Annotated in this window: 17 protein-coding genes; 12 read left to right on the top strand and 5 right to left on the bottom strand. The window is 50.1% G+C overall.

Annotated features, from left to right (window positions below; translation table 11 throughout):
- Position 1: 1 nt before the first annotated feature.
- Positions 2-985, bottom strand: a complete 984-nt coding sequence (locus HMPREF0645_RS07475; RefSeq protein WP_044123459.1) for a Gfo/Idh/MocA family protein — start codon at positions 983-985, stop codon at positions 2-4.
- A 260-nt stretch (positions 986-1,245) separates the two neighbouring features.
- Here HMPREF0645_RS07475 and feoB point away from each other — a divergent pair, with 260 nt between their 5' ends.
- The 5 genes from feoB (at position 1,246) to HMPREF0645_RS07450 (ending at position 12,071) form a co-directional block, all read left to right on the top strand.
- Positions 1,246-3,750: a ferrous iron transport protein B gene (gene feoB / locus HMPREF0645_RS07470; RefSeq protein ID WP_007174336.1), complete on the top strand. Its 2,505-nt coding sequence runs from the start codon at positions 1,246-1,248 to the stop codon at positions 3,748-3,750.
- A gap of 622 nt (positions 3,751-4,372) precedes the next feature.
- Complete coding sequence (locus HMPREF0645_RS07465) at positions 4,373-6,664, top strand: NADP-dependent malic enzyme (RefSeq protein ID WP_007174333.1); 2,292 nt, start codon at positions 4,373-4,375, stop codon at positions 6,662-6,664.
- 40 nt (positions 6,665-6,704) lie between these two features.
- A complete protein-coding gene (locus HMPREF0645_RS07460; RefSeq protein WP_007174332.1) occupies positions 6,705-7,931 on the top strand; it encodes a sugar MFS transporter in 1,227 nt (408 codons plus the stop codon).
- Between the two features lie 80 nt (positions 7,932-8,011).
- On the top strand, positions 8,012-10,876 hold the full coding sequence (locus HMPREF0645_RS07455) for an outer membrane beta-barrel protein (RefSeq protein ID WP_007174331.1): 2,865 nt from the start codon (positions 8,012-8,014) through the stop codon (positions 10,874-10,876).
- Positions 10,877-11,057: 181 nt separating this feature from the next.
- The gene (locus HMPREF0645_RS07450; RefSeq protein WP_007174330.1) at positions 11,058-12,071 is read left to right on the top strand and encodes a class II fructose-bisphosphate aldolase; all 1,014 of its coding nucleotides are present in this window, start codon (positions 11,058-11,060) and stop codon (positions 12,069-12,071) included.
- Between the two features lie 118 nt (positions 12,072-12,189).
- Here HMPREF0645_RS07450 and HMPREF0645_RS07445 read toward each other — a convergent pair whose 3' ends face one another.
- Together HMPREF0645_RS07445 and HMPREF0645_RS07440 are read right to left on the bottom strand one after the other, a co-directional pair.
- Positions 12,190-13,299 carry a DUF4831 family protein gene (locus HMPREF0645_RS07445; RefSeq protein WP_007174328.1) on the bottom strand — a complete coding sequence of 370 codons (1,110 nt, stop codon included), beginning with the start codon at positions 13,297-13,299 and terminating at the stop codon, positions 12,190-12,192.
- Positions 13,300-13,361: 62 nt separating this feature from the next.
- Positions 13,362-14,879, bottom strand: coding sequence for an NAD(P)H-hydrate dehydratase (locus HMPREF0645_RS07440; protein ID WP_007174327.1), 1,518 nt, complete (start codon positions 14,877-14,879; stop codon positions 13,362-13,364).
- 141 nt (positions 14,880-15,020) lie between these two features.
- Between HMPREF0645_RS07440 and hpt the strand changes: the two genes are divergently transcribed.
- Genes hpt through HMPREF0645_RS07415 form a run of 5 tightly spaced genes read left to right on the top strand, consistent with a single transcriptional unit; the run spans position 15,021 to position 19,376 of the window.
- A complete protein-coding gene (gene hpt, locus HMPREF0645_RS07435; protein WP_007174326.1) occupies positions 15,021-15,557 on the top strand; it encodes a hypoxanthine phosphoribosyltransferase in 537 nt (178 codons plus the stop codon).
- 40 nt (positions 15,558-15,597) lie between these two features.
- Complete coding sequence (locus HMPREF0645_RS07430) at positions 15,598-16,170, top strand: adenylate kinase (RefSeq protein WP_007174325.1); 573 nt, start codon at positions 15,598-15,600, stop codon at positions 16,168-16,170.
- A gap of 56 nt (positions 16,171-16,226) precedes the next feature.
- Entirely contained in the window at positions 16,227-17,438 is a 1,212-nt protein-coding gene (gene obgE / locus HMPREF0645_RS07425; protein WP_007174324.1) for a GTPase ObgE, read from the top strand.
- The gene (gene pgeF, locus HMPREF0645_RS07420) at positions 17,435-18,211 is read left to right on the top strand and encodes a peptidoglycan editing factor PgeF (RefSeq protein WP_007174323.1); all 777 of its coding nucleotides are present in this window, start codon (positions 17,435-17,437) and stop codon (positions 18,209-18,211) included. The genes obgE and pgeF overlap by 4 nt, the downstream gene beginning before the upstream one ends.
- 46 nt (positions 18,212-18,257) lie before the next feature.
- Positions 18,258-19,376 (top strand): M23 family metallopeptidase, encoded by a 1,119-nt coding sequence (locus HMPREF0645_RS07415; RefSeq protein ID WP_007174322.1) that lies wholly within the window; start codon positions 18,258-18,260, stop codon positions 19,374-19,376.
- 49 nt (positions 19,377-19,425) lie between these two features.
- Here HMPREF0645_RS07415 and HMPREF0645_RS07410 read toward each other — a convergent pair whose 3' ends face one another.
- Positions 19,426-19,620, bottom strand: coding sequence for a hypothetical protein (locus HMPREF0645_RS07410; protein ID WP_007174321.1), 195 nt, complete (start codon positions 19,618-19,620; stop codon positions 19,426-19,428).
- A gap of 21 nt (positions 19,621-19,641) precedes the next feature.
- Positions 19,642-20,823 (bottom strand): phosphoribosylaminoimidazolecarboxamide formyltransferase, encoded by a 1,182-nt coding sequence (locus HMPREF0645_RS07405; RefSeq protein WP_007174320.1) that lies wholly within the window; start codon positions 20,821-20,823, stop codon positions 19,642-19,644.
- Positions 20,824-21,675: 852 nt separating this feature from the next.
- On the opposite strand from HMPREF0645_RS07405, the gene HMPREF0645_RS07395 reads away from it, so the two are divergent.
- Both HMPREF0645_RS07395 and nifJ read left to right on the top strand, forming a co-directional pair.
- Positions 21,676-22,863, top strand: coding sequence for an ATP-binding protein (locus HMPREF0645_RS07395; RefSeq protein ID WP_007174318.1), 1,188 nt, complete (start codon positions 21,676-21,678; stop codon positions 22,861-22,863).
- A 51-nt stretch (positions 22,864-22,914) separates the two neighbouring features.
- Complete coding sequence (nifJ, locus tag HMPREF0645_RS07390; protein ID WP_007174317.1) at positions 22,915-26,520, top strand: pyruvate:ferredoxin (flavodoxin) oxidoreductase; 3,606 nt, start codon at positions 22,915-22,917, stop codon at positions 26,518-26,520.
- Positions 26,521-26,724 lie beyond the last annotated feature (204 nt).

Below are 26,724 nucleotides of genomic sequence, written 5' to 3'. Positions count from 1 at the left end.
TTTAGAATTTACCCAGAATACGGTCCATCACCCAGTTCACCGGCGTGGCGCTCACGCTTGTGCAATCACAATGGCCGATGCCTTGCAGATGCTGAATAACCGATTCAATAATTGGCAGCTGGACGTAAGCCGGATTGGCCACTTCGATATTGGTGTTCTCTTCGCCGGTCATGAGGCGAATCGGGGTGTAGTTGAAAACCGAGAATACCACCGAACCTCTGTCGCCCACGACGGTGATGCTGTCTTCCTTGGCGCTTTCATGACCGACAAAGCACCACGAGGCACTCCCCGGAATGCCGTTCGCAAATATATATGCTGCGCTGATGGTATCTTCAGCCTCGTACAAATGTGCCCGGTTGGTGGAGTAGCCATGTGCGCGTATGATAACCCCAAACAAGTCCTGCAACAGGTCTAACTGGTGAGGTGCCAGGTCGTAGAAATAGCCACCACCCGAAATGTCAGGTTGCAATCGCCAAGGACGGTTAACTCCAGCCTTGTAGTCCAGGTCGCGGGGTGGCACCGAGAATTGTATCTGCACGTTGAGAATCTTACCCAAAGTCCCATCGTTGACAATCTCCTTGACCTTTTGAAAGTAGGGAAGATACCTCCGATAGTAGGCCACGAAGCAGGGTACGCCGGTCTCCTCGCTGATGCGGTTGATGCGCAGGCAGTCCTCATAACTGGCCGCCAGCGGTTTTTCGATATAGCAAGGCTTCCCTGCCCGCATCGACATAATGGCAAACGTGGCATGGCTCGACGGTGGCGTGGCAATGTATATGGCATTCACGGCGGGGTCGTTGATAAGCCTGTGTGGGTCGGTGTACCATTTGCGGATACCGTGCCGCTCGGCATACGAGCGAGTCTTCTCCTCGTTCCGAGCCATCACGGCTTCTACGTGTGACCCTGGAACCTCGTTGAATGCAGGCCCGGATTTTTTCTCCGTGACCTCCCCGCAACCGATGAACCCCCAACTGATTTCCTTCATCATAACATCCGTTTTATGCAAAAGTAATAAAAACTCTCGTAATGCAACCATTCAAAACATATTTTATGAAACAGACATCATGCCGCCTGTCGGTTGTCCATGTTGATTTCTGCACATTCGGCTTTCCATGCTCTCCACGCCTACACCTTTTCGACTCCGCCCGCATCCCCATTAGTAGGTATTTTTTGGATGTGTCTCCGCAAATATATACTTATTGTTTGCATTTCTTTGTATCTTTGTCATTCAGTAAGAATGAAGGCATGAAATTATCGGAACTACATACAGGCGAAAGTGGAATAATCGTGAAGGTGAACGGGCATGGTGGCTTTCGCAAACGTATTGTCGAGATGGGATTCATCAAGGGTAAGAAGGTTGAGGTATTGCTGAATGCACCCCTGAAAGACCCTGTGAAATACAAGATCATGGGTTATGAGGTCAGCCTGAGACATAGTGAGGCCGAACTGATAGAAGTGATGACCAAGGAGGAAGCCCTGAAACTGAAGGCTGCCGAGCAGCAATCCGCGGGTGGCGACACCAAGACACAGGCCCCTTCCGCACGGGTCGGCGAAACTGCGGCAGAGCTGGAATTGCAGTCTGCCTCCGAACTGAGCGACGCTCAGGTGAAAAGTGCCGCGCTGGCCAAGCGCCGTAGCATCAGCGTGGCCTTGGTGGGCAATCCCAATTGCGGCAAGACTTCGTTGTTCAATTTCGTGTCGGGAGCCCACGAAAGCGTGGGCAACTATTCGGGTGTGACCGTGGATGCCAAGGAAGGACATATCTCTTGGAAAGGCTATCACATCAATCTGGTGGATCTCCCCGGCACCTATTCGCTGTCGGCCTACTCCCCAGAGGAACTCTATGTGAGAAAACAATTGACGGAGCAGACACCCGACGTGGTGATCAACGTCATCGACTCGTCTAACCTTGAACGCAGCCTCTACCTCACCACACAACTCATCGATATGCACGTTCGCATGGTTGTGGCACTCAATATGTTCGACGAGACGCGCCGACGGGGCGACCATGTAGACTTCGAAAAACTTTCCCAACTCTTTGGTGTACCCATGATGCCTACGGTTTTTAAATCGGGCGAGGGGGTGAAGGCCTTGCTCGACATGGTGATCCGAATCTATGAAGACACTGAAGACCGGGAGCCACATTTCCGCCATATACACATCAACTACGGCCACGAGTTGGAAGACGGCATTACCTATATACAGGAACATCTGAAACAGGAAGAACACCTGCGCGAACGTTTCTCCACCCGCTATCTGGCCATCAAGTTGTTGGAAAACGACAAGGAGGTGGAAGACTATATACGTACCCTGCCCGATGCTGACAAGATTTTTCGTCATCGCAACAAAACCGCGTCACGCGTGCTGGAGGAAACCAATATGGATACCGAGACGCTCATTATGGATTCCAAATACGGATTCATCAACGGCGCGCTCAAAGAAGCCAATTACCATACCGGTACAAACGAAGACACCTATAGGCTCACCCACTTGCTCGACCGCATGTTGACCCACAAGGTGGTGGGCTATCCTATCTTCATTCTCGTGCTGTGCATCATGTTTTTCTCCACCTTCATGCTTGGTGCCTATCCCATGGAGTGGATCGAGGCGGGAGTGGCATGGCTGGGCGACGTTGCGACCACACATCTGCCCCCCAGTCCGCTGCGGGCGATGCTTGTCGATGGCATCCTTGGAGGCGTGGGTGCCGTCATCGTTTTCCTGCCACAAATTCTTATTCTCTATTTCTTCATCTCGTTCATGGAAGACTCCGGCTACATGTCGCGGGCAGCCTTTATCATGGATCGTCTGATGCACCGGATGGGCTTGCATGGCAAGTCTTTTATCCCGCTCATCATGGGATTTGGCTGTAACGTTCCGGCCATCATGGCCACGCGAACCATCGAGAGCCGGCGGTCGCGCTTGGTCACCATGCTCATTCTGCCAATGATGAGTTGCGAGGCGCGCATCCCCATCTATATCATGATTGTGGGGACATTCTTTGCCCTGAAGATGCAGTGGCTCGTCATGATGTCACTATATATAATAGGTATGCTGATGGCTGTTCTGATGAGCAAGTTGCTCACCACGGTGGTCATCAAGGGTGAGGACACTCCTTTCGTGATGGAGTTGCCGCCCTATAGGTTTCCCACGGCTAAGGCGTTGTTCCGCCATACCTGGGACAAGGGCAAGCACTATCTCAGGAAGATGGGTGGCATTATCCTCATTGCCAGCATCATTATCTGGGCACTGGGCTATTTTCCCCACAACGACACCCTGACCCGACAAGAACAGCAGGAGCAGAGTTTCATTGGTCGCATTGGCAAGGCGGTTGAACCCGTGTTCAGACCTCAGGGTTTCAACTGGAAACTCGATGTTGGGCTTTTGGCCGGTGTGGGCGCCAAGGAGGTCGTGGCCTCCACACTGGGCGTCATCTACTCCAACGACGACAGCTTTGCTGACGGTGATGCGAATCCCAACGATGGCAAATACGACAGGTTGCGCAGTCAGATCACAGCCGACGTGGCCGAGTTGCACGGGGTGAGTTTTGTCGAAGCCGAACCCATAGCTGTTCTCACGTCGTATAGTTTCCTGCTTTTCGTACTGCTCTATTTCCCTTGTGTGGCCACCATTGCCGCCATCAAGGAGGAGAGCGGGTCGTGGAAATGGGCACTCTTTGCAGCCGGATATACCACCATCTTGGCCTGGGTGGTGTCGGCCTTATTCTTCCGGGTGGGCATGCTGTTTCTCTGATTATGACGCGTCGACCGACGCTGACTGTCAAGATAAGGTCACAAAAAAGTGACCTTGCAAAGTTGGTGTTCTGGAAAATCAAATCTTCTTTTTTGTAAACAATTGTTCAAATCCGATGCATGGAAAGTGTGTCGGCTTTGCGATTACTGCCTTGTCACGGTGCCGATAAGCCTTTTCGGCACTGCGGATAGACGTTTGGCGCAGTGCGGTCAGGGCTTAATCGCAACGCCAAAAGATAGTAACCGCAACCTTGCAGACTGGGCAAGAACGACACAGTAGTCTTGTTTAGTTGTATATGTCTGGTAATCAGAAAATTACGAAGAACGCCGAAATTTTGCCTATTTCGAAACTTCTCTTTTCTTTTTTCAAATACGAGCAGCATTTGAAGGCTTTTGTCAAGTTATTTCGAAAAATAAGGCATGGTGGGTAGCAGATGTATCTTGGGACAGGTGCAGAATGACCAAGATGAAAGCAAAAACATGGAAATGTAAAACACTCGTTGTATTTTTTCGAAGTATTGCTTTCAATTCAGAAATAAAATTTATAACTTTGCTGATATGTTTATGGTGGGAAACTGTAACATTGACTCAAGCACAGTATAGAAAGTATAAAGCATAACACAATGGTGAAGATAACAAAAGAAGCTGCCCTCGAATATCATGAGCAGGGCAGGCCCGGTAAAATCGAAGTAAAACCAACCAAACCCTATAGAACGCAAGCTGACCTGAGCCTGGCCTATTCTCCGGGGGTGGCTTACCCCTGTCTTGAGATTCAGCAAGACCCGGACAGTGTATATAGATACACCAACAAGGGTAACCTGGTGGCTGTGATTTCCAATGGAACAGCTGTGCTCGGTCTGGGTAACATTGGAGCTATGAGTGGCAAACCCGTGATGGAGGGCAAGGGATTGTTGTTCAAGATCTATGGGGGTATCGATGTGTTTGACGTCGAGATAGACGAAAGCGATCCCGAGAAATTTTGCGAGACCGTGGAGCGCATTGCACCCTCGTTTGGCGGTATCAACCTTGAGGACATCAAGGCCCCGGAATGCTTCTATATAGAGGAACGTCTGAAAAAGAGCCTCGACATACCCGTGATGCACGATGACCAGCATGGCACGGCCATCATTTCGGCAGCCGGCCTGAAGAATGCGCTTGAGGTTGCCGGTAAGGATATCACCCAAGTGAAGGTTGTGGTCAACGGTGCCGGTGCGGCTGCCATTAGCTGTACCAAGTTGTATGTGGCGCTTGGTGTAAAGGTGGAAAATGTGGTGATGCTCGACTCCAAGGGCGTGATCACCACCGACCGACCAAACCTGACGGAACAGAAGAAACTGTTTGCCACCGATCGCCGCGATGTTCATACGCTTGAGGAGGCCATCAGGGGCGCCGATGTGTTTGTGGGACTTTCCAAGGGCAATATCCTCACGCAGGATATGATACGCTCTATGGCCGACAGCCCTATCGTGTTTGCCTTGGCCAACCCCATTCCCGAGATAAGCTATGAGGACGCGGTGGCCAGCCGCCCCGACGTGCTGATGGCAACGGGACGCTCTGACTATCCCAACCAAATCAACAATGTGATAGGCTTTCCGTTCATTTTCCGAGGAGCGTTGGACGTTCACGCCCGCGCCATCAATGAGGAGATGAAGATGGCTGCCGTGCATGCCATTGCAGAATTGGCCAAGCAGCGTATTCCTGACATTGTGAACGAGGTGTATCATGTGAACGACCTGACGTTTGGCCCCAACTATTTTATCCCGAAACCTGTGGACCCACGCCTTCTCACCGAGGTGTCGGCAGCTGTGGCCAAGGCCGCGATGGACAGTGGGGTGGCCCGCACACCCATTGGCGACTGGGAGGCCTATAAGAACCGTTTGCGCCAGATGCTTGGTCAGGAAACCAAACTGACACGGACGCTCCACGCCACTGCGGCCATGCATCCCCAACGCGTGGTGTTTGCCGAGGGTGGTCACCCCACGATGATGAAGGCAGCCGTCCAAGCCCGTCAGGAGGGATTTTGCAAGCCCATCTTATTGGGTAACCCCGACCGCCTGAACCGTATCGCCACCCGACTCAAGTTGGATCTTACGGGTGTTGAAATCATAGATATGCGTGCCGACAAGGAGCAGGGTCGTCGCGCTACGTATGCCAAGCACCTGGCAGAAAAACTGGCACGGCAAGGCTATACCTTCGAGGAAGCATACGACAAGATGTATGAACGCAACTATTTCGGTATGTCGATGGTGGAACACGATGATGCCGACGCCTTTATCACTGGACTGTACACCAAATACAGTAACACCATCAAGGTGGCCAAGGAGGTGATTGGTGTTCGCCCGGAATATGGCACGTTTGGTACCATGCACATTCTGAATACCAAGAAGGGTGTGTTCTTCCTGGCCGACACGTTGATCAATCGTCATCCCGATCAGGATGTGCTGTTCGATATAGCCCGCCTGTCGGCTCACACGGTGAGGTTCTTCAACACCGAACCGACCATTGCCATGATCAGCTATTCCAATTTTGGAACCGACAACACTGGTTCCCCGCTGGCCGTGCACCATGCCGTGGAGCGCATGCAGGAGAGATATCCCAACCTGGCGATAGACGGCGAAATGCAGGTGAACTTTGCGCTGGACAGAGAGTTGCGCGATGACAAGTTCCCCTTTACGCGGCTGAAAGGCAAAAACGTCAATACTTTGGTCTTCCCAAATATGAGTTCGGCCAACGGCAGTTACAAGTTGCTGCAAGGCCTCGATCCGGACGTGGAAATCATAGGTCCCATCCAAATGGGTCTGAAGAAGGCGATTCACTTTACGGATTTCGAAGCCAGCGTGCGTAGTGTGGTCAATGTAACGGCTGTGGCTGTGATTGATGCCTATGTGGAGAAGATGAAAAAGGCAAAGAAATGAAAGTGTCCTGCATCAATCTGCTGAAAGTGTATTACATCTTATGAAAACCAGTCGCACACCTCTTACCAACAGGAAATATCTGTTGCCGTTCGTTCTTGTCACATCGCTGTTCTTCCTTTGGGGCTTTGCCCGCGCCATTCTCGACGTGCTGAACAAGCATTTCCAAAATGCACTCGACATAACGATCACGCAGTCATCGCTCATTCAGGTAACCACTTACTTGGGATATTTCATCATGGCCATTCCGGCCGGATGGTTTATCAACCGACGTGGCTATCGCATGGGCGTGGTGTTCGGACTGACACTCTTTGGCATTGGGGCGTTGCTGTTCATACCTGGCGCCGAGGCCGGAACGTTCTATGCTTATCTCGGTGCATTGTTCATCATAGGTTGCGGATTGGTGTTCCTGGAGACGGCGGCCAATCCCTATGTCACGGAGTTGGGCGACCCGTCGAGCTCCACCAGCCGTCTAAACTTCTCGCAGTCGTTCAACGGTTTGGGCTCGCTCTCGGCCACATTTATTGTGGGACAGTTCCTGTTCAATGGCACGGAGAGTGGAGGAAATGTTGTGATTCCCTATACCGTGCTGGGTGTGTTGGTGCTGGGCATTGCCGTGGTGTTCTCCCGTGTGAATCTTCCTGAAATCCAACATCGGGAAACGGAGGAGGATCGCAGTCAGGGCACACGTATCATGAAACTGTTCCGCCATCACCCCATGTTTGTCTTTGGTCTTTTGGCGCTGTTGGCCTATGAGGTTGCGGAGATTTCCATCAACAGTTATTTCATCAACTATGTCACGGGAAAGGGCTGGATGAGCGACAACACGGCGTCGATTGTGCTGACCGTAGCCTTGGCGCTGTTTATGCTGGGTCGGTTTGTTGGCAGCTGGATCATGCGATGGGTGAAGGCCGAGCGCATGTTGTTTTATTGTGCCATTGGCAGCGTTGTGAGTGTTGGGTTGGTTATGCTCAACTTCGGTGTTATCTCCATGATAGCCCTGATTTGCAACTACGCCTTCGAGGCGATCATGTTTCCCACGATTTTTTCGCTGTCGCTTCATGGGCTGGGCAACCTCACCAAGAGTGCTTCCTCGCTGCTGATGATGACGCCTATCGGAGGGTGTGGCTTCCTGCTGATGGGGCTCATAGCTGATGCCACCCACATGATGAGTATGCCATTCATCATTCCGTTCCTTGGATTTTTTGTGGTGCTGCTGTTTGCTTCGGAGCTGACCAGAAAAGGCAAGGGTACTGTATTGACATTGTAGAATTGATAGTAAAAGTTTCATAGGTATTGTTTTTTCGTAGATTATTCTTTGTAATAGTATTGGTGGTAGGAGTGTGCAATATGTTGCAAGCCCGCCACCTGACCGGTCACGTGCTTGATGCGAAGACCAATGAGATGTTGCCCGGTGTTACGGTGGAGTTGCTTTCGGCTACCGACAGTAGTCTTGTGCGGGCTACGGTGACGGCAGAGCATAGTTTTTGGGGACAACAAATCGTCAAGTATGAAATCGATGTAGAGAACCATACGAGTTATATTCTGCGTTTCTCGATGCTGGGCTACAAAACGGTTTATAAGAATGTAGACGTGGAAATGGCCGACCGTGTGAACGAACAGTATGTTGAATTTGTGAAGATGGAGGAGGATTCCAAGCTTCTGGACGAAGTGGTGGTGAAGGCTACGAAGATAAAAATGGTGATGCGGGGCGACACGTTGGTCTATGATGCCACAGCGTTTAAGCTGAGCGAAGGTTCCATGCTCGATGCCCTGATTCGGCAGTTACCGGGTGCGACACTTGAGGATGGGGTGATTAAGGTGAATGGACGCGCAGTGAACTCGCTGCTTGTGGATGGTCGCGACTTTTTTAAGGGTGACGCCAAGAAGGCCTTGGAAAACCTTCCGGCCTACACGGTGGACAAAGTAAAGGTGTACGACAAGCGTGGCAAGGAAAGCCGATTGATGGGTCGCGATATGAATGACCGCGAATATGTGCTCGACGTGGGATTGAAAAAGCAATACCAGCACGGCATGATGAGCAACTTGGATCTTGCCATCGGTACGGATAGCCGATATAGTAGTCGACTGTTTGCGATGGGATATAGCAAACATTCGCGGCTGTCGCTTACCGGAGCGATGGACAATGTGAATGCGTATGGGATGCCTGGAGCCGGCCGAGGAATGAGAGCCATGCCTACGGCTGGTGGTGGACTCACTTCCACGAAGGAGGCTGGACTGAACTATCGCTATGACGGCAAGAGTGAAGACGACTATTTTGACACCCGTATGGACTTACGACATTCGGACAATGAGACGCAAACGCGTACTACGTCGCAAACGTTTCTGACGGGCGGCGACTATTACGGGCTAAGCAGAAACAGCAACAGAAGGAAGAATACGACGTGGTCTGGACGTGGCTCATTTGGCCTGCATCCCGGGAAACACATGCTCGATGGAAACCTGAGTGCCAACTATTCCAAGAGCGAGGGGTGGGGGAGCAACCTGTCGGGACGCTTCAATGCCAATCCCTCTGGCAGCAGGACGCTCGACAGTCTGTTTCTGCCTATGGCCGGGAAGAAGCTGTTGGCCATGACGATAAACCGCGTACGCAATGACAACAAAGACAATGGAGAGAATCTCGGGTATTCGCTTGATCTGAATGAACGTATGAGTTTTGGGACGGGCGAAAGCTGGCATAATATGCTTTCGGCCTCGGCCTCGTTCGACTATGGGCGTTCGAAAAACTACCGATATGCCCTCAATCAGATTGATTATCTTGCCAACAACCCCTCCTCGGATCACCGTAACCAATACTCCACCACGCCCAACCACGACTATACGATCAATGCCAATGTGGATTATACACGATTGTTTGAATGTGATTCGAACCAGGTGGCTACACTGTTCTTCCGTCCGGGTTATCAGTTCAGTCAGCGTTACAGCGACACGGACTATTCGCTCTACCGCCTCGACCAACTTGAAGACTATACCGATGAAGCTTACACCTTGGGTGTGTTGCCGTCCACACGCGATGCGCTGATGCGGGTGAGGGACGGCGACAACAGCTATCGTAACAGGGAACGCACAGTTTCGCACACGGGAACCATGAACGTGTCGTATACTCATGGAGACGGAACACGCATGCCAAGATATGCGATCGATATTACCCTTCCGCTCGAATCGCGTTATGAGAAGATAGACTATTATCGTACGAAAAGCTACACTAAAGACCGAACGACACTCTATTTCAATCCGTCATTGCGGGCCAACTATCAGTTCAACGACTCGACGGGCACCCGCATCGTGTCGTTTGGCTATAACACCAACCAGAGCCAACCCTCACTCACGTCTCTGCTCGATATACGCGATGATGCCGACCCGCTCGTCGTGACGCTGGGAAACCCTAATTTAAAGAGGTCAAGGAGTCATTTGGTCAATATCCTGGGTGGAGTGTTTCACATGGCCACGCAGCGTAATGTGATGGTCGGACTCAACTATCAGGTCATGCAAAATGCCATCGCCACATCAACATTGTACGACAAAGAGACGGGAAAGACAACGACGCAGCAAGTGAATGTGAATGGCAACTGGAGCATGGGAGGAAACGTGAGCTTGGACTGTCCGATTGACAAAAAGCGGCGGTGGACCTTTCAGGGAGGTCTCTTGGGTAATTACAGCGATAACGTGGACCTTACCACGGTGGAGGGTACGCAATCGGTACGCAGCAAGGTGCACAACTGGAACGTGACAAACCAAATGTCGCTGCAATATCAGTTGGGACAGAAACTGCGCAGCTATGTTAGGTCTAACGTCACTTATCAGCGTGCCACCAGTGACCGTAAGGGTTTTCAGACGGTGAGCGCATGGAACTATAATGTGACTCTTGGCGGAGAAGTTCAACTGCCCTGGGATTTCGAACTGTCTACAGACATCACTGACTACAACCGCAGTGGTTACAATGATGAACAGATGAACACCAGTGAAATGGTGTGGAACGCTCGTCTTTCCAAGAATTTCATGAAGAAGAAACTGGTTGTTTCGCTCGATGGTTTTGATATATTGGGTAACCTGAACAGTACCTCTTTTACGCTCGACACGCAGGGTCGCACTGAAACTTGGACCAACGGCCTCACCCGTTACCTCATGCTCCACGCAGCTTACAAGTTTACGTTGGGCATGAAAAGGCAGGGGTTGGGTGGCATGTGGTTTTAAAATAGAAAATGTAAAACCCATGTTACAAAATGATAGGGATAAAGCGATAGTAGTTTGCTAATTAACCTTTTTAACCACCATGTAACATTAAATAATGCATTTCACCTTTGAAGTAAAGAAATAAAATGCTATTTTTGCAAAAAGATAGTAATTAGGATTATTCATTTTTAAACATTATAAAATGGCAGTTAGTTATAAAGATTTAGGTCTCGTTAATACAAGAGACATGTTCAAGCGTGCTGTAAGTGGCGGTTATGCCATTCCAGCATTCAATTTCAACAACCTCGAACAGCTTCAGGCCATCATTACCGCTTCTTCAGAATTGAAGTCTCCGGTGATTCTCCAAGTGTCCAAGGGCGCTCGCAACTATGCTAACGCTACGTTGCTCCGCTATATGGCCGAGGGTGCTGTGGAATACGCCAAGGAGCTTGGCTGTAAGCATCCTGAGATTGTACTTCACCTTGACCATGGTGACACTTTCGAGCTGTGCAAGGACTGTGTGGATATGGGCTTTTCTTCAGTCATGATCGATGGTTCCTCTCTTCCCTATGAGGAGAATGTCGAATTAGCCAAGAAGGTTGTGGACTACGCTCACAAGTACGATGTGACGGTTGAGGCTGAACTTGGTGTACTCGCCGGCGTAGAAGACGACGTGGTAGCTGAGGAATCTCACTATACCAAGCCTGAAGAGGTTATCGACTTCTCCAAGCGCACAGGCTGTGACTCGCTGGCTATCTCGATTGGTACCAGCCACGGTGCCTACAAGTTTACACCGGAGCAGTGCACACGCGACCCGAAGACAGGACGTCTTGTTCCTCCACCATTGGCATTTGATATCTTGGCTGAGATAGAGAAGAAACTTCCTGGTTTCCCCATTGTGCTTCACGGTTCTTCTTCCGTACCACAGGAATATGTTGACATCATCAACAAGTTCGGTGGCCACTTGCCTAATGCTGTGGGAATCCCCGAGGAACAGCTTCGTCAGGCTGCCAAGAGCGCAGTTTGCAAGGTTAACATCGACTCAGACTCTCGCTTGGCCTACACAGCAGGTGTTCGTGAGACATTGTCAGAGCATCCCGAATACTTCGATCCTCGCCAGTATGGCAAGGTAGCACGTAACTACATGATCGACCTCTACAAGAGCAAGATTACCAACGTGCTTGGCAGTAACAACAAGTTGGCTCAGCTCGACTAATGAGTTGGTGCTTTGCGTGGCATAATGTTCACGCAAAGTTTATCATAATTAAAAAGAAAAAGGCAGGTTCGATGATGATTCGAACCTGCCTTTTTAAGATCTGGGTTGTGTCGCAGGATTAATCCACCGGTATGGCTTCTATGGTTCTTATGCTACCCGTGAGCGGATCGAGAATAATCCTGGAAGAGTTTTTCCTGCCAAACAAATCGCCACTAAGCGACTCCACTGTGCCAAACTGTGGGGCGGAAAGTTCGTATGTCCCTATGGTTTGATTGTCGCAGTGTACGGTCATGGTAATTTTTCCAGGCTGACTTACGCGTAGCCCGATATCGTTTTTATCTTCCTTTTTGTTCGCAGGAGCTGGTTGCTGGGTAGCTGCGGTGTGATGGTCTTCCACGTTGATATAATAGGGAACACCAGACAAGTCATCCTTGTCTACAAGTCCAAGATGTTTGGAAAGGCGAAAAAGTACCTCCTGTCCTTCTGTGGTGGGTAGGAAATCAATAGTTGTCCATGTGGTGTCTCGGGTCACAACACCTTCGAAGAGTTGCGAGAGCCCTTGCTCCTGCCTGTCGAGATTGGCGAGCATCATGCGAAGCTGGGCTCCATCTTTAGGCATGAAGTCAGCCTCGCCTCGGCTGAGCTGGTTACGGCTGTCGCGTATGTCGTAGATTTCACGTGCTGTCAGTTCAGCCATTTTGGCATTGCTACCGGCATTAAGAATCTCCTCCGACATTAAGTCTTTTGGGTTGATAGGCCGAGGACGTGGAGCTGGAGTGAAAGTGGGTGTGACCACTTCCATGGGCTGAGCATCTGCGTTGATGGCTAGCAACTGCCCGTTGTCACCACGAGTTACCTTATTGATACTACGCTTCTTCTCTATGATGAGTTGAAAATGCTTGGCTGTGTCGGGTACGGCAAGTTGCGTCATATCCATCCCGATAAGCCGGTAAGTTACAGTGGCCTCCTGTTGCACGTTCTTCTTAAGATAGCGAGGGGCATACGTTGCAAGCCTTCCGGGTGTGTATTGTGTCTTTTCCACCTTGATTGTGAAACGTGCCACAGCCTTTGGAAGATAGTAGGAGGTGCCCTCCACAGACTGTGCCGAGGCAAACAGGGGGATGAAAAGGAGAAGGAAGAGAACTCCCCACGCCTTTGCATGGAAGTGTTTGTTAAGATAATGTCGTGAGAAAATGTAGTTCTTTGTTGTCGTTGTGGTCATCATCATTTCTAATTACTGACTTATTATTTCCGAATTGAGAACGCTTAATACCCGGTCTCTGCGATCTTTTAATCTTCCATTTGCATAAAGGCCTTGGGCAGGAACCTAATAATGTCGCCGGCTACAAGACTCTCCTTGCCCACCTGTTTGGCAGCAATGTCTCCTGCCAAGCCATGCAGATACATGCCCAGCATGCAGGCTTCGGCTCGCTCATATCCACGTGCAAGCAGAGCCGCAAGTATTCCGGTGAGCACGTCGCCACTACCGGCAGTGGCCATTCCGCTGTTGCCCGACGAGTTGAATACCACGTGCCCATTGGGCATGCAAAGTGCCGAGTGGTGCCCTTTCAAAATGACATAGCCTTGCAAGCGTTCCGCAAGTTGCAGTGCGCGTGTCAGGCGATCGTAATCGTTATTGCTCACACTACCCACGAGTCGGTCGAATTCCTTGGGATGTGGGGTCAGGATAATGCCTTTGGGGAGTTGTTGCAACCAGGCCTGGTGGTTGGCAAGAATATTGATGGCATCGGCATCTACCACGACAGGGCACTGTGTGCGTCGTATCTGTCCGATAAGGGCGATGCTCGTGTTCTCGTTTCTGCCCAAGCCAGGTCCAATGGCTACTGCATCGAATCCGTCGGTGTCTACACTTTCAGAGAAGTATGTTTCCTCATGATCCATTTGCATGATGGCTTCGGGAACAGCCGTCTGCATAATGCTGTAGTTGCGCTTTGGGGTATGAGTGGTAACTTTACCGGCTCCGGCTCTCAGACATCCCCGGGTTGCCAGTATGGCTGCCCCGGCCATGCCATAACTTCCGGCAATGATAAGGGCATGCCCCATGGTTCCTTTGTGTGCAAAGTCATTGCGTTGACGGAGCCGTGGGCGAAGCTCATGCTCTTCTATAATTCGATATGCAGTTTCTGTGTTGCGTATATATTCGGGACTGAGCCGGATATCGAGCACACGCAATCGGCCAATGTATTGTTGGCAATCGGCAAACATCATCGACAGCTTGAGCTGCTGTAGGGTAAGTGTGAGGTTGGCTCGAATGATGTTAGGCCGAATGTTGTAGCTGTTGTCCTCACACATCAGTCCGGAGGGAATGTCAATGCTTACCACCTTCGCTGGACTTTGATTAATATATTTCACGAGGGATGCAAACCCTCCCATGAGGGGCTTATTGATGCCCGAGCCGAACAGACTGTCAATAATGAGCGTAGCCGGCGTAAGCTCGGGAGGGTCGAAGTCGAGGGTGACCTCCGTGAACTTGCTCACCTTTTTGCAGTTGATGATACGTTGGCGGTTTGTTGCACACTCCTCTGAAAGTTTGTTGTGAATGTTGAAAAGATAAACACTGACCTGATAATCGGCCTCGGCCAGTATGCGAGCAACGGCCAAACCATCGCCTCCATTGTTGCCCGGCCCTGCAAATACGATTACGGGAGTGTGCTCGATCCATTCCTCCATAATGGCATGGGCAATGGCCTTGGCGGCACGCTCCATGAGGTCGATGGCCTTGATGGGCTCGTGCTCTATCGTATATTTGTCAAGCTCCCGAATCTGAGCTGTATTGAGTATCTTCATAACCCTGCAAAGATAATCAAAAGATTGCAGAATGGTGGGTGGCATTTAAATAATTTTACAAAGAATCATAAATTCTTTTACAGGCGCCACCCTTTGTCATTACTTTTTAGTATTTTTGCATCAACTTATAAATGATATGCTATGAGTATAGTCAAAATTAAGGATAAGTCGTTCAGGACGTTTATCCCGGAGGAGGAAATCCAGAGGCGCGTGAAGGCTGTGGCAGACAGGATCAATAAGGATATGGACGGCAAGAACCCCCTGTTCCTTTCCGTGCTCAACGGCTCGTTTATGTTTGCGGCCGACCTGATGCGTTATGTCACCATACCCTGCGAAATCTCGTTTGTGAAATTGGCCTCATATCAGGGGACGGCATCTACCGGTGTGGTGAAGGAAATTTTTGGTATTAACGAAGATCTACAGGACCGTACTGTAATCATTGTAGAAGATATTGTTGATACGGGATTCACCATGAAACGCATGTTGGAATCGCTTGGCACACGTGGCCCGAAGTCTTTGCATGTTTGTACGCTGCTCCTCAAACCGGACAAGTTGCAGGTGCCCTTGAACATTGAATATGTCGCCATGGAAATTCCCAACGACTTTATTGTTGGCTATGGACTTGATTATGACCAGCAAGGACGCAACTTGAGAGATATCTATACGTTGGCGGAATGAACATCCCCTTAACATCCAGACATTAATTACATTTACAACAATGAAGAATATAGTGATTTTCGGTGCTCCCGGTTCAGGCAAGGGCACCCAGAGTGACAAGATGATTGCCAAGTACGGATTCGAACACATTTCTACCGGCGACGTACTGCGCAGCGAGATTAAAAACGGCACAGAGCTGGGCAAAACAGCCAAGAAATATATCGACAACGGGCAACTTATTCCCGATGATTTGATGATAGACATCCTGGCAAGCGTATATGATAGTTTTGGCAAAGAGCACAAGGGTGTGATTTTTGATGGATTTCCCCGTACCATTCCTCAAGCCGAGGCGCTGAAGAAGATGCTGGCTGAGCGCGGTCATAAGGTGGCATCGATGGTCGAACTTGATGTCCCCGAGGATGAGCTGATGAAGCGACTGTTGCAGCGTGGACAGCAGAGTGGGCGCAGTGACGATAACGAGGAAACCATCAAGAAGCGTCTGTCCGTGTATCATAACCAGACCTCCCCACTCATCGAATGGTATGAAAAAGAGGGAATTCACCATCATATCAATGGATTTGGCGAGCTCGACCGCATTTTTGCAGACATTAGTGCTGTTATCGACGCCTTGTAAACATTGAACCTTGACCTTTGAACAGTTCAATGTGTAAGCATCAAACATGAGATAAAATGGAAAGTAATTTTGTAGACTACGTCAAGATTATATGCCGCTCGGGTAAGGGCGGCCGTGGCTCCATGCACCTGTGCCGACTCAAATACCAGCCCAACGGTGGACCCGATGGCGGCGATGGCGGCAAGGGAGGGGATATAATCCTTCGCGGCAACCATAATTACTGGACATTGCTCCACTTGAGATATCAAAGGCATATATTTGCAGAGCACGGCGAAAACGGTGCCAGATCCAAGCGCAGCGGAGCCAACGGCAAGGACGTATATATAGATGTGCCTTGCGGTACGGTGGTCTACGATGCCGAGAACGGCAAGTATGTCTGTGATGTGTCTTATCATGGACAAGAAGTCGTGCTGCTGAAAGGTGGTCGCGGTGGATTGGGAAACTATCGGTTCCGCAGCGCCACACGTCAGGCTCCACGTTATGCTCAACCGGGTGAACCGTTGCAGGAGATGACCGTTATCCTTGAGTTGAAACTGCTTGCCGATGTTGGTTTGGTGGGCTTCCCCAATGCGGGCAAGTCAACATTGCTCACGGCCTTGTCGAGTGCAAGACCCAAAATAGCCAATTATCCCTTTACCACGCTCGAACCATCGCTCGGCATTGTGAGCTATCGCGACAACCAGTCGTTTGTGATGGCCGACATTCCCGGTATTATCGAAGGAGCAAGTGAGGGCAAAGGGCTTGGCCTGAGATTTCTCCGGCACATAGAGCGCAACTCGCTGTTGCTCTTTATGGTGCCTGGGGACAGTGAGGATTCCCAACACGACATTATGCGCGACTACGACATACTGCTTGATGAAATCAGGAAGTTCAATCCCGAATTGCTCGACAAGCAACGCGTCTTGGCCATTACCAAGAGCGATTTGCTCGATGAGGATTTGATTGAGATGCTCCGCGAGACACTGCCTACGGATTTGCCTGTGGTATTTATCTCGTCGGTGACGGGCTATGGTTTGGCCGAACTAAAGGATGTGTTGTGGAATAAGCTCAACAGCGAAAGTAATAAACTTCAGGATGTTGTTGGCGAAGACACAATTGTGCACCGAGATAAGGACTGGGCTTTGTTCCAAGCGGAAATGCGAGCCGAGGGAGCTGACGAAGTGATCGAAGTTCCCGAGGAGGACATCATTGATGTTGATGAGGACGATTTAGAGGATATAGACGAACTCGATGATTATGAGTACGTAGATCCCAATGAGCTTCCATGAAGCCAAGTCTAACCTATTATTCTATAGCCGATGGTGTGACGGCTTTCTCCACAACTCGTCATGGTGGGGCAAGCCAAGGCAATTACGCCAGCATGAATATCAATTCCCATTGTGGCGACAGCCTCGAGACAGTTGCTGCCAACCGAAGGATGCTGGCCGCGGAATTGAAGATCGAAGAGCAGCGCATCATGGTGCCGCATCAGGTACATGGCACGATCTGCAAGGGGATAACCGACGATTTTTTCAACCTCTCGCCGTCTGGACAGTGCGAATTCCTTGATGGAATAGATGCTGTCATGACACGATGCACAAACCTGTGCATAGGGGTTTCCACGGCCGACTGCATTCCGATTTTATTATATGACAGCCGAAATCATGCGGCGGCAGCAGTCCATGCTGGCTGGCGAGGTACTGTGAGTTACATAGCCCGCAAGGTTGTCGAGGCGATGGTCAGCACTTTCGGATCACGTCCGGAGGATATCTTGGCCGTGATTGGTCCGGGCATTTCGCTTAGGAATTTCGAGGTGGGTCAAGAAGTCTACGATGCCTTTGCTGCATCCGGACACGACATGACTGCCATTGCTGCAAAATATGCGAAATGGCACCTGGACCTCCCCTTGTCGAACAAGTTGCAGTTGGAAGCTGCCGGACTCAAACCGGCCAACATCACCACAACCGACATCTGTACATACGATGCGGTGGACGACTATTTCTCCGCCCGGAGGCTGGGTATTGCTTCCGGCAGAATTTACACGGGAATTGTTCTCCGATAATTATGCAGGGTGAACAGTCGTTGTGTATTCCTTAGTTGATTGAGATATGAACCCAACCATTAAAATATATTTATCAGTCTTGTTTTTGGCTGTGGCAGCATCGTTGTCTGCCCAGCAAATGGTGTTGTTCACTCCTGCCGAACAACAGCAAGTTAGCATCACCACTCCGGGAATCTTTGCCAAGGGCAGTAGTTTTACGATTGACTTCGAAGGACTGAGCGATGCCGACTATTCCTTTCCGCTGCCTGTTGGCAAGGCAGTGGTGACCAATGGGCGTGCCCTTGAAATTACGACAGTCAAGGGAGATGCGGTGAAAGCCATGTTTGATGGTGCCGTGCGCATGTCACGTAAAAGTCCTCAGTATGGCAATATCGTGATACTCCGCCACGACAACGGACTGGAAACGATATATGCCAACAATGCAGAGAATCTTGTCAAGGTGGGTCAGCGCGTTAAAGCTGGACAAACCGTAGCCATTGTAGGAGGTGAGAAGGGTAAGTATTCCTGTCTGTTTGCGTTCATGGTAAACGGTGGATGGATCAACCCCTCTATCATTGTTGATCCCGGAAGTCATCGCTTGCGCAACGCCGCTATTCAGTGCCGCAGGGTGGGCAGCCATGTCAATGTGTCGGCAGTGAAGGTTGGACATCCACGCGCAAACAGCTTGGATCCCGATGATTTCAAAAAGGATCCCTTTGCCGACAAGTTTTCCGTCAAACTCAATCTTGGGCATATCTCGAAGGCCCATTGGGCTTATCCGCTACCCGGGGGGCATGTCATCAGTCCCTATGGCGGCAGACGCAGACATTCGGGTGTGGACATCAAGACCAAGCCCAATGACAAAATTGTTGCGGCATTCGATGGCGTTGTGACCAAGTCATCACCGTTCTCCGGCTATGGCAACTGCATTGTCATACGCCACGCCTATGGCTTTGAGACGCTGTACAGCCATCAAAGCAAGAACTTGGTGCGCGTGGGGCAGAAGGTAAAGGCCGGTGAGGTGATTGGGCTAACCGGAAGAACGGGGCGTGCCACCACGGAGCATTTACACTTCGAGATGAAATTCCGTGGACGGCGACTTAATCCCGCTGTGCTCTTCGACCACGGCCGCCGTGCCCTGAAAAACATCACGCTCACGCTCACCAAGTCCGGAGGTGTCAAATAAGAATTGCCGAACAAGTCTTTGCAGCGTGTCAACCTGCTGGCGGTATTCCTTATTTTTTTTGTGACTTCCTGTTTGCGCGCTGTTTTCTGTACTTCGCTTTCTGCATGGCGGAACCCGAACCATGAGCACCGGTGATATATTTCTTTTTCCTGGCCTTGGTCTTCAGCTTGTTGTCTTTGGGAGCTTCCTTGGGCGCACCCTTGAAGGTGATGCCCTGCTCTAATATCTTGTCAAAATCGTCCATAATCAAAGGAGTAAAGGCGGATTAGTGGTGGAACAGTCTGACGCCCGTGAATGCCATCGCTATGCCGTATTTGTCGCAGGTTTCGATCACATGGTCGTCGCGGATGCTGCCCCCGGCCTGTGCGATGAACTCCACGCCGCTCTTGTGGGCGCGCTCAATATTATCGCCGAAGGGGAAGAATGCGTCCGATCCGAGAGCCACCTTGGTATTCTGTGCGATCCACTCTTTTTGCTCCTCGCGTGTGAAGGGTTCCGGTCTCTCGGTGAAGAACTGCTGCCATGCCCCGTCGCGCAGCACGTCGTCGGCCTCTTCTGACAGATAGATGTTGATGGTGTTGTCGCGGTCGGCACGCCGTATTTTTTCCTTGAAGGGCAGGTTCAGCACCTTCGGACTCTGGCGCATCCACCATTCGTCAGCCTTGCTGCCGGCCAGGCGGGTGCAATGTATGCGGCTCTGCTGTCCGGCTCCGATGCCAATGGCCTGACCGTCTTTCACATAGCACACGCTGTTGCTCTGTGTGTATTTCAGGGTGATGAGCGCTATCTTCAGGTCGCGCAACGCCTCGGGAGTGAAGTCCTTGTTCTGCGTGGGAATGTTTTCAAACAAGGAGGGATCGTTGAGGTTAACCTCGTTGCGCCCCTGTTCGAATGTCACGCCGAACACCTGCTTGTGCTCCAAGGGTTCCGGCACATAGTTGGGGTCGATCGTGATGACGCAGTAGTTGCCCTTGCGCTTCTCCTTGAGTATCTTGAGTGCCTCGGTGGTGTAGCCGGGTGCAATCACGCCATCGCTCACCTCGCGCTTGATGAGGCGTGCCGTGGCCTCGTCGCAGGTGTCACTCAGTGCGCAGAAGTCACCGTATGAGCACATTCGGTCGGCACCTCGGGCGCGGGCATACGCGTTGGCCAATGGGGTGAGCTCAAAGTCTACGTCGTCTACAAAGTATATTTTCTTCAGGGTGTCGCTCAGCGGCAGTCCCACGGCAGCTCCGGCAGGCGACACGTGCTTGAAGCTGGCTGCGGCAGGTAGTCCTGTTGCGGCCTTGAGTTCCCTGACTAATTGCCAACTGTTGAGGGCGTCGAGAAAGTTGATATAGCCGGCGCGGCCGTTAATCACTTCCACGGGTAACTCTCCCTGCTCCATGTAGATGCGGGCAGGCTTCTGATTCGGATTGCATCCGTACTTGAGTGCGTATTCTTTCATAACTTATGATTTTTTAACCTATGGCAAAGGTAGCGAAAAAAATGCAAAAACCGGAGTCTTTGCCACCCTTTTTGGCTAAAAGTTTGTCGTCGTATTCGTTTTCGGTTTGGTGGTGCTTGGTTGTGCCTGGTTGACGCTGCCCGAAACATCCGTGGAAGACGGTTTCTCCAGACTACTTGTTATTTGTTTGAAAATATACAACAAAGGGCCTCTTATGCTTCGCGAATTTGAAAACGAAAAACATCTACCCCGAAATACGCGAAAACTAACGTTGTTTTGCAACTTGCTGGCTTACATAGACTTATGCGGGTTTCATAATATTGGCTTCGAATTTTCTTTCGATTCGTGTTGCGTTTAGGCCTTGATGGCATCGCCGTTAGGCTGTTGTCGCCGTGCCAAAGAGGCCTTGCCGCATTGCCTCTACGCCCTAACCGTCGTGTCAATAACGTCTAACCGCAACGGTATTGGTTTGTTAAGATGGGTTGACAGAGTTTTTGTTTACAAAAATAAGGAATTGATGATCCAGATCGCTAAAAAATGATGACCCGTTCATGGTGAAGTTTTTCTGACAAAATCAGAATGTATTCGATAATTCTTTTTATGCTTCCAGCAGGGCGTCGGAAACATCATACTGGTCATGTTGTTATTGGGGTGTCGCAACGCGGCATGGTTGCGCCTTTTGCGGGCAACGAATTTGGACAAGGAACTCGGTTGATGCAGAATGACTCTCTCTATAGTTTTGATATCTTTAAAAAACGTAAAATACAAATTTTTTGCTATCTACAGTTTGCAATTTATAAAATAATATACTAACTTTGCATAAGTAATATAAGCGACTCAAATACGTAGCAGATGGAAGCTTTTTTTCGCACTCACTCATATCTTGTAGACCATACGGATGCCCCGGTTCGGCGCACCCTGATGGACGAGATTGACTGGAATGACCGATTGATTGGCATCAAGGGCACGCGTGGTGTGGGGAAAACTACATTTCTGTTGCAGTATGCCAAGGAAAAGTTTGACAAGGATGATCGGCAGTGCCTCTATGTCAACATGAACAACTTCTACTTCCAGGGTCGTGGCATTTGTGATTTTGCGCGCGACTTCGTCTCGCAGGGCGGGCGGACGCTGCTCATTGACCAGGTGTTCAAGCAACCCATGTGGAGCGCAGAACTTAAACGGTGCTACAATGAGTTGCCGGAGTTGAAGATTGTGTTCACCGGATCGAGCGTGATGCGGCTGAATGAGGAAAATCCTGAGCTGAAGGGCATTGTGAAAAGCTATAACCTCAGGGGTCTGTCGTTCAGGGAATTTCTGAACTACAAGACCGGATTAGACTTCCAGCCCTACACACTTGGCGAAATATTGAATGGTCATGAACACATTGTGAAGAAGATATTGCCCCATGTCAGTCCACTGAAATATTTTCAAGACTATCTACACCATGGATTTTACCCGTTGTTTATGGAACAGCGTAACTTCTCGGAGAACCTGCTCAAGACCATGAACATGACGATCGAGGTGGACATCCTACTCATCAAGCAGATAGACTTGAAATATCTTACAAAGATTAAGAAGTTGTTTTATTTGCTTGCCGTGGAGGGCACCCACACGCCTAACATCAGTCAGTTGGCTGAAGAAATCGACACCAGTCGTGCCACGGTGATGAAATACATTAAGTATTTGGCAGATGCACGCCTGATTAATATTATCTATGGCTATGGGAGGCGTTTCCCCAGAAAACCCTCGAAGGTTATGCTTCACAACCCCAATTTGATGTATGCCATCTATCCTATCCAGGTGGAATCGCAGGAGGTGATGGAGACGTTCTTTGTAAACAGTCTTTGGAAGGACCACAAGGTGAACGAGGGCAATGGTGCGCACACTTTCCTCATAGATGGAAGTCGCAAGTTTCGGATATGCGATGCTCATGAAGGAGTGAAGCAGCGGTTCAATAATGAAACGACCTACGCATTATACAATACGGAGATTGGACACGAAAATCATATTCCCTTGTGGCTATTTGGTTTCCTATATTAATATATTATACAAAAACAACAAGAACATTATAAACTTTATTATCTATTTAAAATGGCAAAAGAAAAAAAATTTACGACATGTGATGGTAATACCGCCGCAGCCCACATCAGCTATTTGTTCAGTGAGGTAGCCGCAATTTACCCCATCACACCGTCTTCCACCATGGCTGAGCACGTCGACGAGTGGTCTGCCAAAGGCCGTAAGAACTTGTTTGGCCAGGTTGTGTCTGTGCAGGAGATGCAGTCCGAAGCTGGCGCTGCCGGTGCTGTTCACGGCTCATTGCAGTCGGGTGCATTGACTACGACCTACACTGCTTCGCAAGGTTTGTTGCTCATGATTCCCAATATGTACAAGATTGCCGGTGAGTTGCTGCCCTGTGTATTCAATGTTTCTGCACGTACCTTAGCCACTCATGCACTGTCTATTTTCGGCGACCACCAGGATGTGATGGCTTGCCGCCAGACTGGCTTCGCCATGTTCTGCTCGGGCTCTGTACAGGAGGTGATGGATCTTTCGGCTGTTCCCTATCTGGCTACGCTGAAGACCTCGGTGCCTTTCATCAACTTCTTTGATGGATTCCGTACTTCACACGAGTATCATAAAATCGAGGCCATCGATGAAGAGGCTCTGAAGAATATGATTGATATGAACGATGTGAAGCGTTTCCGGGACCGTGCGCTCTCTCCACAGCGCCCTGTGACACGTGGTACGGCCGAGAATCCTGAAACATTCTTTACACACCGCGAAGCCAGCAACGAATACTATGACAAGGTGCCGGAAGTGGTGGAGCGCTATCTTGGTGAAATTTCTAAGCTCACCGGACGTGAGTATCACCTTTTCAACTATTATGGAGCTGACGATGCTGAGAACGTTATCGTGCTCATGGGTTCGGCTACAGAGGCTGCTCGCGAGGCCATCGACTACCTGATGAAGCAAGGCAAGAAGGTGGGTATGGTTGCCGTGCACCTTTACCGTCCGTTCTCTGTGGAGGCCATTCGCAAGGCTATCCCTGAGAGCGTGAAGCGCATTGCTGTGCTTGACCGTACCAAGGAACCGGGTGCAGAGGGCGAACCATTGTACCTCGACGTGAAATCGGCTCTTTATGATGATCCGCGCAAACCTCTTATCGTGGGTGGTCGCTATGGCTTGAGTTCGGCAGACACCACTCCCGCCATGATTATCTCTGTGTTCAACAACTTGGAGATGCCTATGCCCAAGAACCATTTCACCGTGGGTATTGTAGACGACGTAACCTTTACCTCGCTGCCTGAGGTTCCTGAGATTCCGATGGGCGACGACTCACTGTTCGAGGCCAAGTTCTATGGTTTGGGTTCCGACGGTACCGTTGGTGCCAACAAGAACTCGGTACAGATTATCGGTAACAACACCAACAAGTACTGCCAGGCATACTTCTCATACGACTCTAAGAAGTCTGGTGGGTTCACTTGTTCACACCTCCGCTTTGGCGACACACCGATTCGTTCAACTTATCAAGTAAATACGCCTAACTTTGTGGCATGTCATGTTCAGGCTTACCTCAACATGTATGATGTTACCCGCGGCTTGCGCGACAATGGCACGTTCCTGCTGAATACCATTTTTGAAGGCGAGGAGCTGGTGAACTTCATCCCCAACAAGGTGAAGCGTCACTTTGCCAAACACAATATCCGCGTGTATTATATCAACGCGACGAAGATTGGACTGGAAATTGGACTCGGTAACCGTACCAATACCATTCTTCAGTCGGCATTCTTCCGTATCACTAACGTGATTCCTATCGACCTCGCCATTGAGCAGATGAAGGCTTTCATCGTGAAGTCATACGGCAAGAAGGGTGAGGACATTGTGAAAAAGAACTATGCTGCCGTAGACCGCGGCGGTGAATACAAGGAACTCGAGGTTGATCCCGCATGGGCTAACTTGCCTGATGATGAGGTTGACAACGACGATGCTCCTGAATTCATCAAGGAACTTGTTCGTCCGATCAATGCACAGGCCGGTGACTTGCTGAAGGTTTCCGATTTTGTGAAACATGGTACTGTGGACGGAACCTGGCAGAACGGAACCTCTGCTTACGAGAAGCGTGGTGTAGAGGCTTTTGTACCCCAGTGGAATCCGGAGAACTGTATTCAGTGTAACAAATGTGCATACTCTTGTCCTCATGCCACGATTCGCCCATTTGTGATGGATGACGAGGAGAACAAGGCTGTCAGCCTTGAGTCGCTTGAAATGAAGGCTCCCAAGGAAATGAAGGGTATGCACTTCCGTATTCAGGTTTCTGTTATGGACTGTCTGGGCTGTGGCAACTGTGCCGATGTCTGCCCCGGTAGGAAGGATCGTGAAACCGGTGAGGTGAGCAAAGCCTTGAAGATGGTTCCGTTTAACGTGGACAATCCTGAGATGCAACAGGAAGCTAAGAACTGGGACTTCATTGTCAAGAACGTAAGTTCTAAGCAACACTTGGTGAATATCAAGCAGTCTCCTAAGAACTCTCAGTTTGCCACACCATTGTTCGAGTTCTCCGGAGCTTGTGCAGGATGTGGTGAGACTCCCTACGTGAAGCTCATATCTCAGCTCTTTGGTGACCGCGAGATGATCGCCAATGCTACTGGATGTTCTTCAATCTATTCAGCATCACTTCCTTCGACTCCGTATACCACCAATCCGGACGGTCATGGACCAGCCTTCTGTAACTCCTTGTTTGAAGACTTCTGTGAGTTCGGACTCGGTATGGTTCTTGGCAACAAGAAGATGCGCGAGCGTATTACGCTTCTGCTCAATGAAGGCATGACCGGTGATCACACTTCAGATGGCTTCAAGGCCGCTGCAGAGAAATGGATTGCCTCTAAGGACGATGCCGATGCTTCCAAGGAAGCTGCTGCAGAGTTGAAGCCATGGATAGAGGATGGTGCCAAGGAAGGATGTCCCATCTGCACAGAGCTGAAGACACTTGAACATTATCTTGTGAAGCGCAGCCAGTGGATTATCGGTGGTGACGGTGCTTCTTATGACATCGGCTACGGTGGTCTCGACCATGTGCTTGCTTCGGGTCAGGACGTGAATATTCTCGTGCTCGACACTGAGGTTTACTCCAACACCGGTGGTCAGTCTTCTAAGGCTACACCGCTCGGAGCCATTGCTCAGTTTGCTGCTTCAGGCAAGCGCATGCGCAAGAAGGATCTGGGTTTGATGCAGACTACCTACGGCTATGTCTACGTGGCACAGATCGCAATGGGAGCCGACAATGCTCAGACACTGAAAGCTATTCGTGAAGCTGAAGCTTACCCAGGCCCATCGCTCATTATCGCATATGCTCCATGTATCAACCACGGTATCAAGGGTACCAAGAACATGAAACGCAACATGGGAACATCGCAGCGTGAGGAGGCCTTGGCAGTGGAGTGCGGATACTGGCACCTCTGGCGGTATAACCCACAGTTGGCCGATGAGGGTAAGACTCCGTTCATACTCGATAGCAAAGAACCTAAGTGGGAGAACTTCCGCGAATTCCTGATGGGTGAGGTGCGCTACTCTTCGGTAGCCAAAGCTTTCCCACATGAGGCTGAGGAGCTCTTTGCAGAGGCTGAAAGAATGGCGAAACTTCGTTATCGTTCCTATCTTCGCAAGAGCGAGGAGGATTGGAGCGAGGAGGCATAAGTCAATCGCTGTACTTTATTATACAAGAGAGTCCGGGGCGATTTGTCCCGGACTTTTTCATTTCTCCTTGAAGTTAAGTTGTACTTTCGGACTGTTGATAGGGCCGAAGTAGTGCTGTTTATTCACCACTTTTGTCATTCTCATTCCGCCTGTAGATACTTTTGCCTTTAACATTTTATACGTTAAAACTCATAAATAACAAGA

The sequence above is a fragment of the Hallella bergensis DSM 17361 genome (genome assembly GCF_000160535.1).
Classification (GTDB): Bacteria; Bacteroidota; Bacteroidia; order Bacteroidales; family Bacteroidaceae; genus Prevotella; species Prevotella bergensis.
This window is presented reverse-complemented; position numbering and strand designations above follow the sequence as displayed.

Coding starts and splice junctions, on each gene's coding strand:
- HMPREF0645_RS07475 (WP_044123459.1), bottom strand. CDS start 985: ATGAAGGAAATCAGTTGGGGGTTCATCGGTTGCGGGGAGGTCACGGAG.
- feoB (WP_007174336.1), top strand. CDS start 1,246: ATGAAATTATCGGAACTACATACAGGCGAAAGTGGAATAATCGTGAAG.
- HMPREF0645_RS07465 (WP_007174333.1), top strand. CDS start 4,373: ATGGTGAAGATAACAAAAGAAGCTGCCCTCGAATATCATGAGCAGGGC.
- HMPREF0645_RS07460 (WP_007174332.1), top strand. CDS start 6,705: ATGAAAACCAGTCGCACACCTCTTACCAACAGGAAATATCTGTTGCCG.
- HMPREF0645_RS07455 (WP_007174331.1), top strand. CDS start 8,012: ATGTTGCAAGCCCGCCACCTGACCGGTCACGTGCTTGATGCGAAGACC.
- HMPREF0645_RS07450 (WP_007174330.1), top strand. CDS start 11,058: ATGGCAGTTAGTTATAAAGATTTAGGTCTCGTTAATACAAGAGACATG.
- HMPREF0645_RS07445 (WP_007174328.1), bottom strand. CDS start 13,299: ATGATGATGACCACAACGACAACAAAGAACTACATTTTCTCACGACAT.
- HMPREF0645_RS07440 (WP_007174327.1), bottom strand. CDS start 14,879: ATGAAGATACTCAATACAGCTCAGATTCGGGAGCTTGACAAATATACG.
- hpt (WP_007174326.1), top strand. CDS start 15,021: ATGAGTATAGTCAAAATTAAGGATAAGTCGTTCAGGACGTTTATCCCG.
- HMPREF0645_RS07430 (WP_007174325.1), top strand. CDS start 15,598: ATGAAGAATATAGTGATTTTCGGTGCTCCCGGTTCAGGCAAGGGCACC.
- obgE (WP_007174324.1), top strand. CDS start 16,227: ATGGAAAGTAATTTTGTAGACTACGTCAAGATTATATGCCGCTCGGGT.
- pgeF (WP_007174323.1), top strand. CDS start 17,435: ATGAAGCCAAGTCTAACCTATTATTCTATAGCCGATGGTGTGACGGCT.
- HMPREF0645_RS07415 (WP_007174322.1), top strand. CDS start 18,258: ATGAACCCAACCATTAAAATATATTTATCAGTCTTGTTTTTGGCTGTG.
- HMPREF0645_RS07410 (WP_007174321.1), bottom strand. CDS start 19,620: ATGGACGATTTTGACAAGATATTAGAGCAGGGCATCACCTTCAAGGGT.
- HMPREF0645_RS07405 (WP_007174320.1), bottom strand. CDS start 20,823: ATGAAAGAATACGCACTCAAGTACGGATGCAATCCGAATCAGAAGCCT.
- HMPREF0645_RS07395 (WP_007174318.1), top strand. CDS start 21,676: ATGGAAGCTTTTTTTCGCACTCACTCATATCTTGTAGACCATACGGAT.
- nifJ (WP_007174317.1), top strand. CDS start 22,915: ATGGCAAAAGAAAAAAAATTTACGACATGTGATGGTAATACCGCCGCA.